The 16179-nt window shown below is 68.9% G+C and carries 17 protein-coding genes; 5 read left to right on the top strand and 12 right to left on the bottom strand.

Annotation, left to right across the window (positions count from 1 at the left end; all coding sequences use genetic code 11):
- Positions 1-369 precede the first annotated feature (369 nt).
- The gene (locus ABL308_02020; protein XBQ16659.1) at positions 370-1137 is read right to left on the bottom strand and encodes a GntR family transcriptional regulator; all 768 of its coding nucleotides are present in this window, start codon (positions 1135-1137) and stop codon (positions 370-372) included.
- Positions 1134-2393: an acetyl-CoA hydrolase/transferase C-terminal domain-containing protein gene (locus tag ABL308_02015; protein ID XBQ16658.1), complete on the bottom strand. Its 1260-nt coding sequence runs from the start codon at positions 2391-2393 to the stop codon at positions 1134-1136. Before ABL308_02015 ends, ABL308_02020 begins: the two co-directional genes overlap by 4 nt.
- 67 nt (positions 2394-2460) lie before the next feature.
- Here ABL308_02015 and ABL308_02010 point away from each other — a divergent pair, with 67 nt between their 5' ends.
- The 4 genes from ABL308_02010 to ABL308_01995 are packed head-to-tail and all read left to right on the top strand — an operon-like array spanning position 2461 to position 8076.
- Positions 2461-3846 (top strand): MmgE/PrpD family protein, encoded by a 1386-nt coding sequence (locus tag ABL308_02010; protein ID XBQ16657.1) that lies wholly within the window; start codon positions 2461-2463, stop codon positions 3844-3846.
- Positions 3843-5312, top strand: a complete 1470-nt coding sequence (locus ABL308_02005) for an MmgE/PrpD family protein (protein XBQ16656.1) — start codon at positions 3843-3845, stop codon at positions 5310-5312. The genes ABL308_02010 and ABL308_02005 overlap by 4 nt, the downstream gene beginning before the upstream one ends.
- Positions 5309-6712 (top strand): AMP-binding protein, encoded by a 1404-nt coding sequence (locus ABL308_02000; GenBank protein XBQ16655.1) that lies wholly within the window; start codon positions 5309-5311, stop codon positions 6710-6712. The genes ABL308_02005 and ABL308_02000 overlap by 4 nt, the downstream gene beginning before the upstream one ends.
- On the top strand, positions 6709-8076 hold the full coding sequence (locus tag ABL308_01995) for an amidase (GenBank protein ID XBQ16654.1): 1368 nt from the start codon (positions 6709-6711) through the stop codon (positions 8074-8076). Before ABL308_02000 ends, ABL308_01995 begins: the two co-directional genes overlap by 4 nt.
- Here the strand turns inward: ABL308_01995 and ABL308_01990 are convergent.
- The 3 genes from ABL308_01990 to ABL308_01980 are packed head-to-tail and all read right to left on the bottom strand — an operon-like array spanning position 8057 to position 9992.
- Positions 8057-8521, bottom strand: a complete 465-nt coding sequence (locus ABL308_01990; protein XBQ16653.1) for a hypothetical protein — start codon at positions 8519-8521, stop codon at positions 8057-8059. The two genes, ABL308_01995 and ABL308_01990, sit on opposite strands and share 20 nt — an antisense overlap.
- A gap of 35 nt (positions 8522-8556) precedes the next feature.
- Positions 8557-9207: a glutathione S-transferase family protein gene (locus ABL308_01985; protein ID XBQ16652.1), complete on the bottom strand. Its 651-nt coding sequence runs from the start codon at positions 9205-9207 to the stop codon at positions 8557-8559.
- 5 nt (positions 9208-9212) lie between these two features.
- Positions 9213-9992 carry an enoyl-CoA hydratase-related protein gene (locus tag ABL308_01980; GenBank protein ID XBQ16651.1) on the bottom strand — a complete coding sequence of 260 codons (780 nt, stop codon included), beginning with the start codon at positions 9990-9992 and terminating at the stop codon, positions 9213-9215.
- A 101-nt stretch (positions 9993-10093) separates the two neighbouring features.
- Between ABL308_01980 and ABL308_01975 the strand changes: the two genes are divergently transcribed.
- A complete protein-coding gene (locus ABL308_01975; protein ID XBQ16650.1) occupies positions 10094-10540 on the top strand; it encodes a DUF3598 family protein in 447 nt (148 codons plus the stop codon).
- Here the strand turns inward: ABL308_01975 and ABL308_01970 are convergent.
- From ABL308_01970 to ABL308_01940, 7 genes are all read right to left on the bottom strand, one after another.
- Complete coding sequence (locus ABL308_01970; GenBank protein XBQ16649.1) at positions 10533-11702, bottom strand: CoA transferase; 1170 nt, start codon at positions 11700-11702, stop codon at positions 10533-10535. The genes ABL308_01975 and ABL308_01970 overlap by 8 nt on opposite strands.
- Complete coding sequence (locus ABL308_01965) at positions 11699-12046, bottom strand: DUF5615 family PIN-like protein (GenBank protein XBQ16648.1); 348 nt, start codon at positions 12044-12046, stop codon at positions 11699-11701. The genes ABL308_01970 and ABL308_01965 overlap by 4 nt, the downstream gene beginning before the upstream one ends.
- Positions 12046-12282 carry a DUF433 domain-containing protein gene (locus ABL308_01960; GenBank protein ID XBQ16647.1) on the bottom strand — a complete coding sequence of 79 codons (237 nt, stop codon included), beginning with the start codon at positions 12280-12282 and terminating at the stop codon, positions 12046-12048. Before ABL308_01960 ends, ABL308_01965 begins: the two co-directional genes overlap by 1 nt.
- 26 nt (positions 12283-12308) lie before the next feature.
- On the bottom strand, positions 12309-13481 hold the full coding sequence (locus tag ABL308_01955) for a CoA transferase (GenBank protein XBQ16646.1): 1173 nt from the start codon (positions 13479-13481) through the stop codon (positions 12309-12311).
- Positions 13482-13610: 129 nt separating this feature from the next.
- Complete coding sequence (locus ABL308_01950; protein ID XBQ16645.1) at positions 13611-14807, bottom strand: acyl-CoA dehydrogenase family protein; 1197 nt, start codon at positions 14805-14807, stop codon at positions 13611-13613.
- 23 nt (positions 14808-14830) lie between these two features.
- Positions 14831-15352, bottom strand: coding sequence for a MaoC family dehydratase (locus ABL308_01945; GenBank protein XBQ16644.1), 522 nt, complete (start codon positions 15350-15352; stop codon positions 14831-14833).
- Between the two features lie 8 nt (positions 15353-15360).
- Positions 15361-16173, bottom strand: a complete 813-nt coding sequence (locus ABL308_01940) for a CoA ester lyase (GenBank protein ID XBQ16643.1) — start codon at positions 16171-16173, stop codon at positions 15361-15363.
- Positions 16174-16179 lie beyond the last annotated feature (6 nt).

Raw genomic sequence — 16179 nt, 5'->3', positions numbered from 1 at the left:
ATCAGGTCCGGGGTTCGGCCGGGAATTCAGGGCGAAGTTATCCGCCCCCGTCTCGCCTCGCGCATAATACCCCCCGTCCTCTCGCAGGCGAGGCCGTTCCGGAGCGACCAGGCGGGCGGGAGAGACGGGGCGTCCCGAGCGGGGCCGGACTAACGCACCGGCTAGCGAAGCGGCGAAACACGCGTTGAAACCGGCTGACCCGGCACATCCCTCGCGGTTTCGAAAATCGTCTCAACGGCGCGGGGGGCTCCTGGCCTCCAAAACACACTAGAGATCCGGTCCGGAGCCTTCCGCGCCGCCTCGCCACACTTATCCCCTCGCGCAAGACCTGCGGCGAGGGTTTCCGCGCTGGGGGCGACCTGTCGCGCCCTAACCCTCCGCCTCGCTTTTGAGCACCATTTCATAGGTGAAGCGGGCGGCGGGGTGGACGCTGTCTGACAGGGCGATGATGCGGCCGCCCTTGTCGAAATAGCGCCGGCGGGTCCTCAGCGCGGCTTCGCCGGCTGTCGCGTCCAGCGCCTCGGCCTCGCGCTCGGTCAGCGCGCCCGCCGAGATCGACTGCTCGATCCGGGCGGTGGGCACGCGGCGCTCGCGCGCGATCCATTCGGTGACCGCGCCGCCGAGCTCGACATAGGTCTCCACCGGCGGGGCGAGGTCTTCGCGGATATAGACGTCGGTCAGCGCGATCGGCCGTTCGCCCGGCGCGCCGCGCAGGCCGTGCACGTGCAGGAAGCGGCCGCCGGGATTGACCCCGAGCGCGCGCGCCACGGCCGGATCGATCAGCCCTGCGCTGGTCCTGGTGGGGGTGAGCTTCGCCTCGCGGGCGTACTGCATCAGGTCGTCCACCCCGCCCAGGCGCTGGGCGAATCGCTGGGTGGTTTCGCGCGCGATCACCACCGTACCCGCCCCGCGCCGCCGGGCGATCAGCCCGGCCTCGGCGAGCAGGCGTAGCGCCTCGCGCACGGTGTGCCGCGAGACGTTATGGGCTTCGCACAGCGCATGCTCGGTGGGCAGAAGCTGGCCGATATCGGGATCGCCCGTGGCGATCTGCGAACGCAGCGTCTCGGCCAGCGCCATATAGCGCGGCGCGGCGCTGCCGGCGTTCGCGCCGGGCGAAGAGGAGGCGGCGTCGGTCACAGGCGTCTCCGAAGGTCCGTCCACGAATGAGCGAGCGTATCACGAAACTCCGGCGCGGCGACGCCGATCAGGGCCTCCGCCCGCGCGTCGAGATCGAGACCCCTGAGGTCGGCCGCGCCGTGCTCGGTCACCACCATGTCGACATCGGCGCGCGACAGGGCGGCGGGGCCGTCCTCGAGCTTCGGCACGATCCGGCTGAGCGTTCCGCCCTTCGCGCTCGCGGCCAGGGCGATGATGGAGAGCCCGCCGGGAGAGGCCTGCGCGCCGCGGGCGAAATCGATGAGCCCGCCCCCGCCGGAGACGAGCCTGCCGCCGACGAACTCGGCGTTGACCTGGCCGAAGAGATCGACCTCGACCGCCGAGTTCACGGCGCAGAAATGCGCGAGCCCGGCCAGAACGCCCGCCGAATGGGTCCGGTCGACCGGGGTCATGATCAGGCGCGGATCGTGCCGCAGACGCTCGGCGAGCGCGCGCGAGCCCAGCACCGCGCCGGTCCGGATGGCGGCGACCTGATCGCCGTCGAGAATGTCCAGAAGCGGCTCGGACACCATGCCCGAATGGACCGTCAGCCGGCGGTGGTCCTTCAGCGCGGGCAGCACGGCGAGCTGGACCTTCCCGAGGCCGAACTGCACCGCCGCCCCGTCGGGGATGAGCCCGGCGACATGGCCCGCGATCGCTTCAAAGGCGGGCGGCAGCGATCCCGCGTCATAGCCGCGCGGCTCGGTCTCGATTTCGGTGACCGCGTCGAAAGCGTCCAGCGGGATGGTGGGCGCGCCGGGCATGGGGGGCAGGGCGGGATTGATCTGCGCGACCCTCAGCCTCGCGCGCGGCCAGACCGCCGGGGTGAAATCGCTCGCCAGAGACAGCGAGCACAGGCCGAACCGGTCGGGCGGGGAGACCTGAACGATCGCCGCGTCCACCTCGCACGTCTCGAGCCGCCGCCAGGCCTGGGTGTAGCTCAGCGGCAGGAAGCGCACCCGCCCCGCCTCGAACCCTGCGCGCAGCTCGGGCGCGAGGAACACCGTCTCAGCCCGGCTGGTTTGCCCAAGGCCGCTCCAGTCGGTGCGGTTCACGCCGGGGATCCACACCCCGAAAAACTCCAGCCCCCCGGCGAGTTCAGCCCGTTCGGCGAAGGCTTCGGCCAGCACGTAGGGCTCGGCGGCGACGCCTGGGACGTAGACCCTAGCGGTCTCGCCGAGCCGGCCGCGAAACCGCTCGACGAGGGCGCCGGGAGACAGCGAAGCGGGAGCGGTCATGAACGCAGCGCAGGTCCTTTCAAGGCCGGGCTTTTCGCAAAGCGCGCCGGCATGCTACGAGACTTCCATGTCCGGACAAAGTCCCTCGATCACCGCGCGTCTCGCCGACCGCCTCGCAAGGCCGGTCCCCGCCGCGATGAAACAGCGCGCCGCGCTGCACGTGCTGGACTGGGCGGGCTGCGCGATCGCGGGGGCTCACGGCGCTGCGGGCCGGGCGGTGTCCGCCGGGCTGGCGGTGGAAGGGCGCGGGCGCTGCTCGCTCGCGGCGAACCCGCGCACGGCGACGCCTCTGGCCGCCGCGATGATCAACGGCGCGGTCGGCAACGTGCTGGAGATGGACGATGTCGACAAGCGGGCGATCCTGCATCCTGGGCCCACCGTCATCCCCGCAGCCCTCGCCGCGGCCGAAACCGCAGGGCTCGACGCGGCGGAGTTTCTGGCCGCGGTGGTGCGAGGGTATGAAGCCGTGATCGGCCTGGGCCGGGCGGTGGGGCCGGGCCATTACGCCTTCTGGCACAACACAGGGACGTGCGGGCCCTTCGGCGCTGCTGCGGCGGCCGCCAGCGCCTTCCGGCTCGACCCCGGCGCGACGGCGCATGCGCTGGGCCTCGCCGGCACGCAGGCCTCGGGCTTCTGGCAGACCCGGCACGAGCCCGGCTCGATGGCCAAGCAGCTGCACACCGCGCGCGCCGCCCATGCCGGGCTCTCCGCTGCGATGCTCGCGAGCGCAGGGCTGACCGGACCGCTTGCAATCCTCGAAGGCGCGCAGGGCTTTTTCGCCGCGACCTGTCCGGGCGCGGATCCTGAAGCCGTGCTCGACGATCACGGCGCGGACTGGCTGATCAGCCAGGTCAGCTTCAAGCCCTGGCCGGCCTGCCGGCACGCCCACGCCGCCATCGACGCCGCGCTGGCCGCGTGGCAGGCCGGCGTGACGGCCGGCGATGTCGAGCGCGCGGTGGTGACGACCTACCCCGACGCGGTGACCTTCTGCGACCGGGCCGCGCCGGAAAGCGTGATTGAAGCGAAGTTCTCGATCCAGCACTCGGTCGCCGCCGCGCTTATCTTCGGCCGGCCCGCGCTTTCCCATTTCGAACCTGGGATCTCCACCCGGACCGACATGCGCGATCTCGCCGCCCGCATCGACGTGGCCGCCGGCGAGCCCTACGCAGGGCGCTATCCGGCGCGCTACGGCGCGGGGCTGTCGCTGACGCTGAGAGACGGATCGATGCGGGAGTTCGACGCGCCCGACGCGCTGGGCGATCCTGAAAATCCGCTGGCGGAGGCCGACATCGTGAAGAAGGCGGCCATGCTCGCCGGCGCCGGCGGCTTCTCCGCCGCGCAGGCCGAAGCGCTGAGCGCAGCGGCGCTGGCGCTGGCCGAGGGCGGGCCGCTGGACCGGTTCGCGGCCGCGATGTCGCAAACCCCCGAGGGCGAGATGGAGGCGCGGTCATGAGCGCGGCCGAAGCCTTCGCGAGCCATGTCCTGGAGCTGGACTGGGAAGACGTGCCCGCCCCCGCCCAGGCGGCGATGAAGCACTTCCTGCTCGACACGCTCGCGGTCGGGATCGCCGGGCGCAAGGCCTGGCTCGCCGATCACGTTTTCCACGTCGCCGCGGGCTGGGGCAAGGCGGGCGAAGAGGACCGCGCCGGCGAGGTGTTCGGCGGCGGGGGACGGCTGCCCGCTTCGGCGGCGGCCTATGTGAACGGGTTCCAGATCCACTGCCAGGAATATGACTGCGTGCACGAACCCGCGGTCGTTCATCCCATGGCGGTGATCTGCGCGGCGCTCACCGCAGAGGCCGAGGCCACCGGCGCGTCGGGCAAGGATTATCTCGCCGCCATGGTCGGCGCGGTGGACGTCGCGGCCGGCCTCGGGGTGGCGGCGCTCAGCCCGATCCGCTTCTTCCGGCCGGCCACGGCGGGGCTGTTCGGCGCGACGCTGGGCGTGGCGCGTCTGAGGGGGGCGAGCCTTACCCAGACGCTCGACGCGCTGGGCTATGCGCTGGCCCAGGCCGCCGGCACGATGCAGGCCCATGTCGAGGGAAAGCCCGCCCTGCCCATCCAGATCGCAGGCGCGGCGCGCGCGGCGATCGTGGCCAATGATCTGGCCGCCTCGGGCATTCCCGGACCGCACGACGTGTTCGAAGGGCCTTACGGCTATCTCGCCCTGTTCGAGGACAAGCACGATCTCGCCCCGGTGCTCGGATCGCTGGGCGAGACCTTCCGCATCGCCGAGGTCAGCTACAAGCCCTTCCCCACCGGGCGCGCCGCGCAGGGCGGAATCTGCCTGATGCAGAAGCTCGCCGAGGCGGGGTTGAGGCCGGACAATCTCGAACGGCTGGTGCTGACAGCGCCACCGCTCATCAAGCGGCTGGTGGGCCGGTCGGCCTCTCCGGGCATGCAGATCAACTACGCCCGGCTGTGCTTTCCCTATTGCGGCGCGGTGGCGCTGTCGCGCGGGACGGTGCGCTTGAGCGATTTCACCGCCGAGGCGCTCGAGGACTCCGAGATGCTGCGCCTTGCCGAACGCATCACGGTGGAGGACGACGGCGGGAACGAACCCGCCGCCTTCACCCCGCAGCGCGCGGTCGCCTGGCTGACGACCGGCAAGACGCTGACCGCCGAGATCGACGCGCTGTACGGCTCGCCCCGGGATCCGATGCGGCCCGAGGACGTGTCCGCCAAGCGCGCCGAGTGCGTCGCCTTCGGCTTCGGGCAGGCGCGCGAGGACGTCGACAAGGCGCTGTGCAAGGCGGTCTGGACGCTGCCCGATGCGCAGGATGCGGGGATCGTCTCGCGCGTCGCCGCCGGTCAGGCCGAGGCGCTGGCCGGGTTCGAGACGGGCGGAGACGGCGCCGGCGACGCCGGGCCGGTCGAGAGCGAAGACGACATCGAAGACAGGGGAGGGGCGGAGCCATGAGCGCGCCGCGCGACGGACATCGCAGCTATTTCGACGCCGCCGACTGGGCGGAGATGCAGAAGACCCATCCGATCGGCGCGGACTTCGTCGATTTCGCCACCTCGATCAGCCGGGACGAGCTGTTCGCTCGGCAGAACGCGCTGTTCCTCAGAAGCGTCGACCGGGCCTGGAAGACGCCCTTCTACCAAAAGCTCTGGCGCGAGGCGGGGATCGAAGAGGGGGATATCAAAAGCCTCGAACAGCTCGCTGACCTTCCGAGCTTCGACAAGTCCGACATCATGGACTCGATCGCCCGCACACCGCCCTTCGGTGATTTCGACGGGCGCGGCAGCCACCCTGAAGGCAAGCCCAACGTGGTCATGCACACCACCTCAGGCACGACCGGAACGCCGCAGGTCCTTCTGTTCGGCGCGAAAAGCCGGGAGGTGCAGAACCTTCTGCTCGCCCGGATGTACCGCTTCCAGGGGCTGAAACCGGACGACGTGGTGCACTCGGTCTACGGCCACGGCATGATCAATGGCGGGCACTATGTTCGCGAAGCGGTGATCCACTGGACGAGCGCGATCTTCATGAGCGCAGGCACCGGCGTAGAGACCCGCTCGGCGCGGCAGGTCGAGCTGATCCGCGATTTCGGAGCCACCGTGATCGTGGGCTTCGCGGACTACATCAAGAAGCTCGCAAGGGTGGCCGAGGAGCAAGGCATCGATCCTGTGAGGGACCTGAACGTGCGCATGATCTCCGGCCATCTGGGGCGCGAGGACCGCGAGGCGCTGTCCAGGGCCTGGGGCGGGGCGGAGTGCTTCGACTGGTACGGGGTGGGCGACACCGGGATCATCGCCGGGGAAGGGCCTGACCGGTCGGGCCTGTACGTGATGGAGGACGCCCAGTATCTCGAGGTCGCCGACATCGAGACCGGAAAGCCGGTCGCCGACGGCGAGCAGGGCGACATGATCTGCACCTGCCTTTATAAGGACGACGTGTACCCGATCATCCGATTCAACACCCATGACGTGACGAAGGTGAAGACCGACGCGAGCCCGCTCGGCCTGGCCTTCAAGCGTATCGAGGGGTTCCTGGGGCGGTCGGACAACATGGTGAAGATCCGCGGGATCAACATCTTCCCCCAGGCCATGGGGCCGCTTCTCGAAGAGCATCCCGCCTTCGCCGGCGACTTCATCTGCAAGGCGGTGCGCGACGAGACCGGGCGGGACGAGTTCACCGTCCACGCCGAGGTCAAGGAGCAGAGCGAGGCGGTGCGGGAGGCGCTGGCGGGCGGGCTGAAAAAGGCGCTGGGGATCGAGGTGGGCGTGGTCCTCGCCGCGCCCGGCGAGCTCGCCGCCCTGACCCAGACCGAAGTCCGCCAGAAGCCGATCCGGCTCATCGACGAAAGATTTTCATGAGCGACGCCGCAGAGCTCAAGCTGCCTGCCGGTCAGCGCGGCTGGGCCGCACAATCGGCCGCCTTCGCGCTGGGACGCTGGAGCCCGCTTCAGGTCTTCGACGCCTACGCCAGGCGCATCGCCCGTCTGAACCCCAGGCTCAACGCGGTGCTCGACACCCGTTTCGAGGCGGCTCGCAACGAGGCCGCCGACAGTGCGGATCGCTGGGCGCGCGGCGCGCCGCTGTCGGAGATCGACGGCGCGGTGATGCTGGTCAAGGCGAACATCGCGGTCGAGGGCCTGCCCTGGCACGCCGGGATCAAGGCCTATGAGCGCCGCATCGCGCGGGAGGACGCCGAGTGCGTCGCCCGGCTCAAGGCCGCCGGGGCGATCATCGCAGGCACGCTGAACATGGAGGAGGGCGCGCTCGGCGCGGTCACCGACAATCCCTGGTTCGGCCGGACGCTGAACCCCTGGGGCGGCGAGGACGAAGAGGTCACCGCCGGCGGCTCCTCGGGCGGGTCGGGCGCAGCGGTCGCCGCAGGCCTGTGCGTCGCGGCGCTCGGGACCGACACGATGGGCAGCGTGCGCATCCCGGCCGCCTATTGCGGGGTCGCCGCGCACAAGCCCGCGCGCGGTCTCGTGCCCACAGGCGGGGTGATCGCCCTGTCTGAAACGCTCGATCATGTCGGCCCGCTCTGCCGCTCGGCGAAAGACCTGCCGGCCTTCCTGGCCGCACTGTCCGGCCAGCCCGTGCGGCCGCAGAAAAGCCTCACCGGCCTCAGGATCGGACGCTGGCGTTTCGACGACGCGCTCGAGGCTCATCGCGACGTCATGAGCGCGTTCGAGACCGCGATCGCGCGGCTCGACAACGCCGGCGCGGAGATCGTCGAGGTAACCTCCGAGCACTACCAGTTCGGAACCTCCCGCCGGCGCGGGCTTCTGGTGTGCGAGATCGAGGGCCACGCCGCGCACAAGGCGATGCTCGCTGAAAACCCGGCCGGGTTCTCCGATCATTTCCGCAGGCTTCTCGAATGGGGGGCGGGCCAGCCCGCCGACAAGGCCAAGGCCGCCTACGAGGCCGTCCGGCGCACCGAGGCCGACGCGGAGACCTGGTTTGCGAACTGCGATCTCGTCGTCTCGCCGACCACGCTCGAACCCGCCTTCGATTTCTCCGAAACCCCGCCGCCCGGTCAGGCCGACCTCACCGCGTTCGCCGATCTGTCCGGCGTCGCGGCGACCGCCGTGCCGATGGGCCGGGCCGCGAACGGCCGGCCGGTCTCGATCCAGTTCATGGCGCCGGTGGGCGGGGACTATCAGGCGCTGAAGGCGGCGGCCCAGTTCGAGATCATGAACGGCGGACCGTTCATCCCGCCGGGCTACTGACCGCGCGCAGGATCGCGTTAAACGCCGGATCGAAGCTGCGCGCGCGCCCCGTCTTCACGCTGCGGTCCTGCAGAAGGGCGACCATGCGCTTGGCGAAGCCGTGACTGCCGGCGTCGTGCAGGAAGACGATGATCAGCGAGCGCGGGAAAGCCGCAGCGATCGCGTCGGCCACAGGTTCGAACGCGGCGGCGTCATGGTCGATCTGCGCCTCGCGGTAATCGAACATGATCGCGCGATAGCCGCCCTCGGCCAGTGTCTGGCCCAGGCGCAGGGTGTGAAACTCGGCCGTGTGCACCGGTTGGGTGCGGAACATCCGGGCGAGGTAGATCCGCGGGTCGGACAGGCTCGCGGCGCGCCACGGCTCGTCCTCGCTCCACAGGGTGAGCGGGGCGAGGGGATCGTCCTCGGTGAGGAGCAGGTCCTGGGGTGCGTGATCGCGCGGCATAAACCGGATTTTGTGGCTCGCACCCTAAGGATCGATTAACTGAAGCGCGACCTCAACGCAGTTGCGAGTTCCCCGATGACGCGGCTCGCCTGGCCGTCGGCTTTGGCGGCGTCGAGGACGCGCCGGCAGCGCGGTGTTCCGGCCAGTGTCGTCCGGCCGTACCAGCCGTCCGCCCATTCAACAAACCACAGCACCGGGACCAGCGCGCAATCCGCCGTGCTGGGCGCCGGACCCACCGCCCAGGGCCCTGCGGAATCGAGATAGGCGTCGATCTGGGCGAGCGCGGTCGCCAGCGTTTCAAAGCCGGTGTTCACCGCCGCCTCGTCGCGTTCCCTGGGGTTGGCGTTGCGGAAGATCGGCCCGAGCCCCGGCGCGACGTAAAGATCGCACAGCCGCGCGGCGAGCCGGGCGCGGGCGGCGGTTTCCGGATCGGAGGGGCGCAGCGGGCGGCCGGGAAAGGCGTCTTCGAGATACTCGACGATCAGCTCGCTCTCGGGCAGGCAGAACCCGTTCTCGAGCTTGAGGGCGGGGACCTTGCCCAGCGGATTTTTCTTCAGATACGCCTCGCTCTTCAGCCCGCCGGGCGGCTCGGCGAAGCTGACCGCGTCCTCGAGCCCGCGCCAGTAGGCGGCGAGCCGGACCCGCGCGGCGTAGGGCGACAGAGCGAGATTGTAGAGGGTGGGCATCGGGGTCACTCCGGAAAGTTCGGCGCGCGTTTTTCGAGAAAGGCGCGATAGCCCTCCTGAAAGTCCGCGCTTTGGAAGGCGTCGAGAAAGAGTTTTTTGGTCTCCGCGTCGTCGGACGACTGACCCGCCACGATGCGCGCGATGATCTGCTTGGTCACCGCGGCGGACCTTCCGCTGGCTTTGGCGGCCATGCCCACCCAGCCGTTCACGGCGGTCATCAGCGCTTCGGGCTCGACCAGCCGGTCGATCAGGCGCAGGGCGCGGGCTTCGTCAGCGCCGAGGATCCGGCCGGTGAAAAGGATGTCCTTGGCCGCCGACACGCCCACCGCGTCGATCAGGCGGCGGGTGTCGTTCAGCGTATAAACGAGCCCCAGCTTGCCCGGCGTGATGCCGAACTTCGACCCTTCCGCCCCAAAGCGCAGATCGCACGCCAGCGCGAGCCCGCACCCGCCGCCCACGCACGGCCCGTCGATGGCGGCCAGGGTGGGTTTGGGAAAGGCGGCGAGCCCGTCGAGCGCGGCCGCGATGGCGGCGGAATACGCCTCGGCGCGCTCCGGCGTGGCGTAGACTTCCTCGAACTCGGAAATGTCCGCGCCGGCGGCGAACGCGCCGCCAGCACCGCGTACGACCAGCACGCGGACGGCCGGGTCGGCTTCGGCTTCGGCGAGCAGGCGCGGGATCGCCAGCCACATCGCCTCGCTCAGCGCGTTGCGCTTGCCAGGCTTGTTGAGGACGAGATGCGCCGCCGCGCCGTCGCGCTCGAGATAGACCGCGTCTTCGGCCATGTCCGCTCCGCTGGTTTGTCCGGTCAAATGATATATCTTTTGGCTCCCGCGGCCGGTCAACCGGCCCGGTTCGAACACACCATAAGAGGGGAGCGCGGGAAATGAAGCTGATCCGCTGGCGCATGCCGGTCCTGGCCCGGCACGAGGGCGAATGGAAGGGCGTTTACACCTACGTCGACATTGAGGGTAAAGAGCTCGACCGCCACGACAGCCATCTGATCTGCCGCTTTCCCGAGGACGGCGAGTGGGACTACCACCAGACCAACCGCTACAGCTGGGCGGACGGCAAATCGGAAGAACATGTCTTCCCGGCGACATACGCCGAAGGCCGGATCTGGTGGGACACCGAGCGCATCGAGGGCTGCGCCTGGGAGATCGACGCGCGCACGGTGTGCCTGACCTGGGTCAGGAAGGACCTGCCCGGCGAATATCTCTACGAGATGATCCAGATCAGCCAGGACGGAAACAAGCGCGGGCGCACCTGGCACTGGTTCAAGGACGACGAGATGTACATGCGCACCCTGATCAAGGAACGCCGGGTCAGATAACCCCGCGATCCTTCATCGCCCGGATCGTCTCGGGATCGAGCCCGGCTTCGAGCGCCAGCGCTTCGGAATGCTCGCCGAACTCAGGCGTGGCCGTGCGCGGCGCGCCGGGCTCTTTCAGGAAGCGGATCGCCGGGCCGATATGCCGGTTTCCCGCCTCGTCGGTGAACACCATGCCGCGCTCTGCCGTGTGCGGATCGTCGAAGGCGTCCTTCAGCGTCCTCACCGGCGCCCAGCACACGTCGATCTTCGCCAGAAACGCCTCCCACTCGGCGAGCGGCTTGCCGGCGAAGGTCTCGGTCAGGAACGCGCGCAGGGGCGCCTGTTTCGGGCCGGGTTCCTCGCGGGCGAGATCGAGCAGGTCCGGCCGGCCGAGCGCGGTCAGAAGATTCGTGGCGAACTTCACCTCCGAGCCGCCCAGCACGAGGTGTTTCGCGTCCGAGGTCTCGTAGACATGGTACATGCCCGCCCCGCCGAAGCTGCGCATGTCCTTGACCGGCGGGTGGGCGTTCTCCGCGAAGACGGGGCCGGTGACGTTCGGCGTCCAGGCGAGCGCGGCGTCGTACATCGCCATGTCGATGAAATCGCCTTCGCCGGTCTCGCTGCGCCGGTAAAGCGCCATCAGGATCGCACTAAGCGCGGTCAGGGAGGCGGCGAGATCGGCGACCGGCATGTTCGGGCTCGCAGGCTTTCCGTCTTCCAGGCCGCGATTGAGATCGACCAGCCCCGCCAGCGCCTGGACGGTGAGGTCGTGGGCGGGCTTCTGCGCATAGGCGCCCTGCTGGCCGAAGGCCGAGATCGAGCAGTAGACCAGCCGGGGATTGATCGCCGACAGGGTCTCGTAATCGGCCGCCAGACGGCTCGCCACGCCGGGCCGGAAGGCCTCGACGACGACGTCGGCCTCCCTGACCAGCGCATGCAGCAGGGCCTGCCCGTCCGGGTCCTTGAGATTGAGCTTCAGCGATTTCTTGCCGCGCGCGATGTTGCGAAACCAGACCGAGACGCCGTCCGCGGTCTTCCAGCCGATCTGCCGGGTCGGCTCGCCCAGCCCGTTCGCCGGCTCGATCATGACCACCTCCGCGCCGTGATCGGCCATCGTCATGGTCAGGTGCGGGCCGGGCAGGAAGGCGGACAGGTCGATGACTTTGAGGCCGGTGAGTTTCATGGGCGGGTCTCCGGTAATGGGCGTAGCCGGACAGAACGATCCGAGACGACCAGAATCGCCCCTTCGAGCTGAGCGAGATGATCGAGTATCGCGGCCGTGCACCGGTCCGGGTCTGCGCTTCGTAACAGGACCACGCCGGTGGCTTTCAGGCCGCGGCCGAAAATCAGTGCGCCGAAATCCTTGTCGGCCGTGACCAGAACGCCGCCCAGGACGTTGCTGCGCGCAAGAACGAATTCGTCAGGTGCGCCCTGAGCGTCGGGCGCGGAGAGTTCGACCTCATGGCCGGCGTCCCGGAGCGCACGAAGCACCCTGCGGTCGGCGCATTCGTCAGCAAAGAAGCGCACTATTCGGCGGCGGATTCTAACGGCACGTCGAACGCGTCGGCGGCGTACTGCAGAACGGCCTGCACGTCACCGTCCCGAAGATTCGGAAAGGCTTCGCGGATGTCGCTCTCGGACTGGCCCGAAGCGAGATAGCGCAAGATCAGATAGATCGGGATGCGCGTGCCGGTGATGCACGGCTTGCCGAGCATGATCTCGGGGTCGATCGAGATCCGCGGATGAGCGAGTTCGTCCTTCATGAGCGCCAGTCTAGCACGGATCGCGCCTATTCCGCCGCCTTGTCCTCGCGGCCGCCGTCGAGCAGTTCGTCGAGGATGGCGCGGGTGTGCTCGCCGAGCTTGGGGGCGCGCGCGCCGCTCGGCCGCTCGCCGTTCACGGTGAAGGGCTCGCGCAGCAGCTTGAGCCCGCCGGGCTTGTCGGGATGCTCGACGGTTTCGACAAGCGCCCGCGCAGCGGGGGCGGACAGCGCGTCCGCGATCGAGTTCACCGGAGCGACCGGCACCTTGCCGCCGAGGATCGCCATCCATTCGGCGGTGGTCTTCTTCTGGAAGAACGCGTCGAGTTCGGCCTGCAGCTGCAGCCGGTTGGCGCGGCGGGCGGCCATGTCGGCATAGTCCGGTTCGGTCAGCAGATCGTGCCGGCCGACCGCGTCGCAGAACGCGCCCCAGAATTTCGGCAGCTGGCACATCAGGAAGATCCAGCCGTCCGCGGTCTTGTAGAGCTGGCTCGGCGTCACCGAAGGGTGGGAGGAGCGCTCCAACCGCTTGGTCTCCTTGCCCTCGTTCAGGAACCACGTCGCCGGATAGCTCAGCTGATGAAGCGCGGTGTCCAGAAGCGAGGTGTCCACGTCGCAGCCCTGGCCGGTCTGGCGCGCGCCGAGCACGGCGGAGACCAGCCCCAGCGCCATCATCGTGCCGGTCATGAAGTCGACCATGGACAGGCCGAAGCGCGCAGGCGGACCGCCCGGCTCGCCGGTCAGCGACAGAAAGCCGGCCTCGGCCTGCATCAGATAGTCGTAGCCCGGCCAGGCCTCGCGTTCATTGTTCCGGCCGTAGGCGGATAGGTGCGCGCACACGATGTCGGACTTGATCTGCGACAGGGCGGCGTAATCCACACCCAGCCTGGCGGGCAGGTCGCCGCGCAGATTGTTCGCCACCGCGTCGGCGGATTTCACCAGCCGGTCGAAGATGCGCCGGTCGCCCTTGTCCTTGAGATCGAGCGCGACCGATTTCTTGCCGCGATTGAAGGTCTGGAAGAACTGGCTGTCATGATCGCCCAGGAAATAGGGCCCGGCCATGCGCGAGCTGTCTCCGCCCACCGCCGGGTTCTCGATCTTGATCACCTCTGCGCCCAGGGAGGCGAGCAGCTGGGTGCCGTAGGGTCCCGCGCCGTACTGTTCGATGGTCAGGATACGCAGCCCGGCCAGCGGCTTGTGCATGATCGTCCTCCCTGGAGCGATCGGCGGGCCGGCTCGCTGCGCCAGCCTCGGTGAATACGCTTCAGTCTTAGCAAACCGTCCCGGCCGGTTCCACGAAAACTGGGCTGCGCCGCGCCCTGTCGGACAGGCTCAGACCGGGTTTCGCTTGACCAGCTGCTTGGCGATGATGATGCGCTGCATCTCGTTGGTGCCCTCGCCGATGCACATCAGCGGGGCGTCGCGGTAGAGCCGCTCGATCACGTATTCCTTGGAATAGCCGTAGCCGCCGTGGATGCGCATGGCTTCGGTCGCGACCTCGACGGCGGTCTCGGAGGCGAAATACTTCGCCATGCCGGCCTCCATGTCGATGCGCGCGCCGGTGTCGTAGGCGCGCGCGGCGTCCTCGACCAGAAGCTCTGCGGCGCGGGTCTTGGCGGCCATCTCACCAAGTTTGAGCTGGATCGCCTGATGCTCGCAGATCGGCTTGCCCATGGTCTTGCGGGTCTGGGCGTAGGCGACGGATTCGCGCAGCGCCCGCTTGGCGATGCCCACCGAGCGCGCGGCGATATTGATCCGGCCGATCTCGAGGCCGCCCGTGGCCATGAAGAAGCCCTTGCCTTCCTCGCCGCCCACGAGCGCCAGCTCGGCGTCAGCCTCATAGTCCTCGAAGACGAACTCGCCTGAATCGATGCCCTTATAGCCCAGCTTTTCCAGCTTCTTGCCGTTGCGGATGCCGGGGCGCGCCTCGCCCGTCTCCGGATCGATCTTGGAGACGATGAGCATGGACATGCCCTTGTAGCGCGGCTCGGCGCCGGGGTCGGTCTTAACCAGAAGCGCGCAGGCCTGACCCTGGATCGCATTGGAGATCCAGGTCTTCGCGCCGTTGACCACGTAGGTGTCGCCGACTTTCTTCGCCGTCGTGCGGATCGCCTGAAGGTCGGTGCCGGCGTCGGGCTCGGTCAGCCCCAGCCCGCCGCGGATCTCGCCGGTGGCGAATTTCGGCAGCCAGTATTCCTTCTGCCGGTCGGTGCCGAAGCGCTGGACGATCTGGGCCATCATCAGATGGGAGTTGAAGATGCCGGTGAGGCTCATCCACTCCTCGGCGATCATGGTGACGATTTTGGAATAGGTCGTCGCGGTCAGCCCCAGCCCGCCGTATTCGGGCTCGATCAGCGCGCCGAACAGCCCCAGCTCCTTCATGTCCTCGACGAGATCGGCCGGCCATTCGTCGGCGTGTTCGAGATCCATCGCGACGGGGGCGACCTTTTTCTCGATCCACTTGGCGATGGCGTCGAGCATCTGGCGCTCGTCGGCCTCGGTCATCTGATAGGTTTCGGCGACGGCCATGGCTGGCTCCCTTACGCTCGGCCTCAGTAATTGCCCACCGTGTCTTCGACGGCGTGTCCCTTTTTCGGGATCAGCATGTTGCGCTTGAAGGTCACGACCTGTTCGCCGCGCTGGTTATGGGCGCGGGTCAGGACCGTGACGATGCCTTGCGTCGGCCGGGACTTGCTCTCGCGTTTTCCCAGAACCTCGCTTTCGGCGTAGAGCGTGTCGCCGGCGAAGACCGGCGCGGTGAACTTCACCTCGTCCATGCCCAGATTGGCGATCGCCTTCTGGCTGACGTCGGTGACGCTCATGCCGATCACCAGCGCCAGGGTGTAGGGGCTGACCACCAGGTTCTTCTTGAACTCGCTGGCTGCGGCGAACTCGGCGTCGAAATGCATCGGATGGGTGTTCATCGTCAGCAGCGTGAACATGTGATTGTCGTACTCGGTCACCGTCTTGCCCGGACGGTGCTCGTAGACGTCGCCCTCCACGAAATCCTCGAAATACCGTCCGAAGGTCTCGCGATAGCGCTGGGGTCCCACTTCCTTGGCGTACTGAACCATGTCCGTCCTTACTGCTGAGCCGCGCGCGCCGTTTCCAGCACGCGGCGGGCGCGCCGGATGATCGGCGCCTCGATGAGCTTTCCGTCCAGAAGCGCCGCGCCTCCGCCGGCGGCATCCAGCGCGGCGATCACGCGCTCGGCGTGGCTGACGTCCTCGGCGCTGGGCGTGAAGACGTGATTGACCGCCGAGATCTGCGCGGGGTGGATGCAGGCCTTGGCCGAATATCCCAGCGCCTTGACCCGCTCGGTCTCTTTCAGCAGCCCCGCCTCGTCCTTGACGTCGAGCCAGGGCACGTCGATCGCCGGAACGTCCGCCGCAGCGCACGCCGCGACGACTTGCGCGCGGGCGAAAAGAAGCGGCTCGAAATCCATCGCCACGCCCAGATCGGCGGCCATGTCGCCCCCGCCGAACAGCACGGCGCGCACGTTTTCGGCCTCGGCGATCTCCCAGGCGTGCCTCAGCCCCAGCGCGCTTTCGATGATGGGTACGATCCCGCCCGCGCCGGCCTCGCCCAGCGCGGCGTTCAGGATCTCGACCTGGCCCGCGCTCTCCGCCTTGGGCAGCATCACGAAAGTGGGCGCATGGGCGAACCGGGCGAGCGCGTCGGCGTCCTCGCGGCCCCATTCGGTCTCCATCGGATTGACCCGGACCGCGAACCGCCGCGGCGAGGACAGCGCGCCCAGCACCGCCTCGCGCGCCTCGTCCTTGGCCGCGGGCGCGACCGCGTCTTCAAGATCGACGCACACCGCGTCCGCCCCGGCTTCGAGAGCCTTGGCGATCCGGTCGGGCCGGGATCCGGGGACGAAGAGCAGGCTGCGCATGGTCCG

Origin of the sequence: Oceanicaulis sp. (assembly GCA_040112665.1) — a bacterium.
Taxonomy (GTDB): Bacteria; Pseudomonadota; Alphaproteobacteria; order Caulobacterales; family Maricaulaceae; genus Oceanicaulis.
This window is presented reverse-complemented; position numbering and strand designations above follow the sequence as displayed.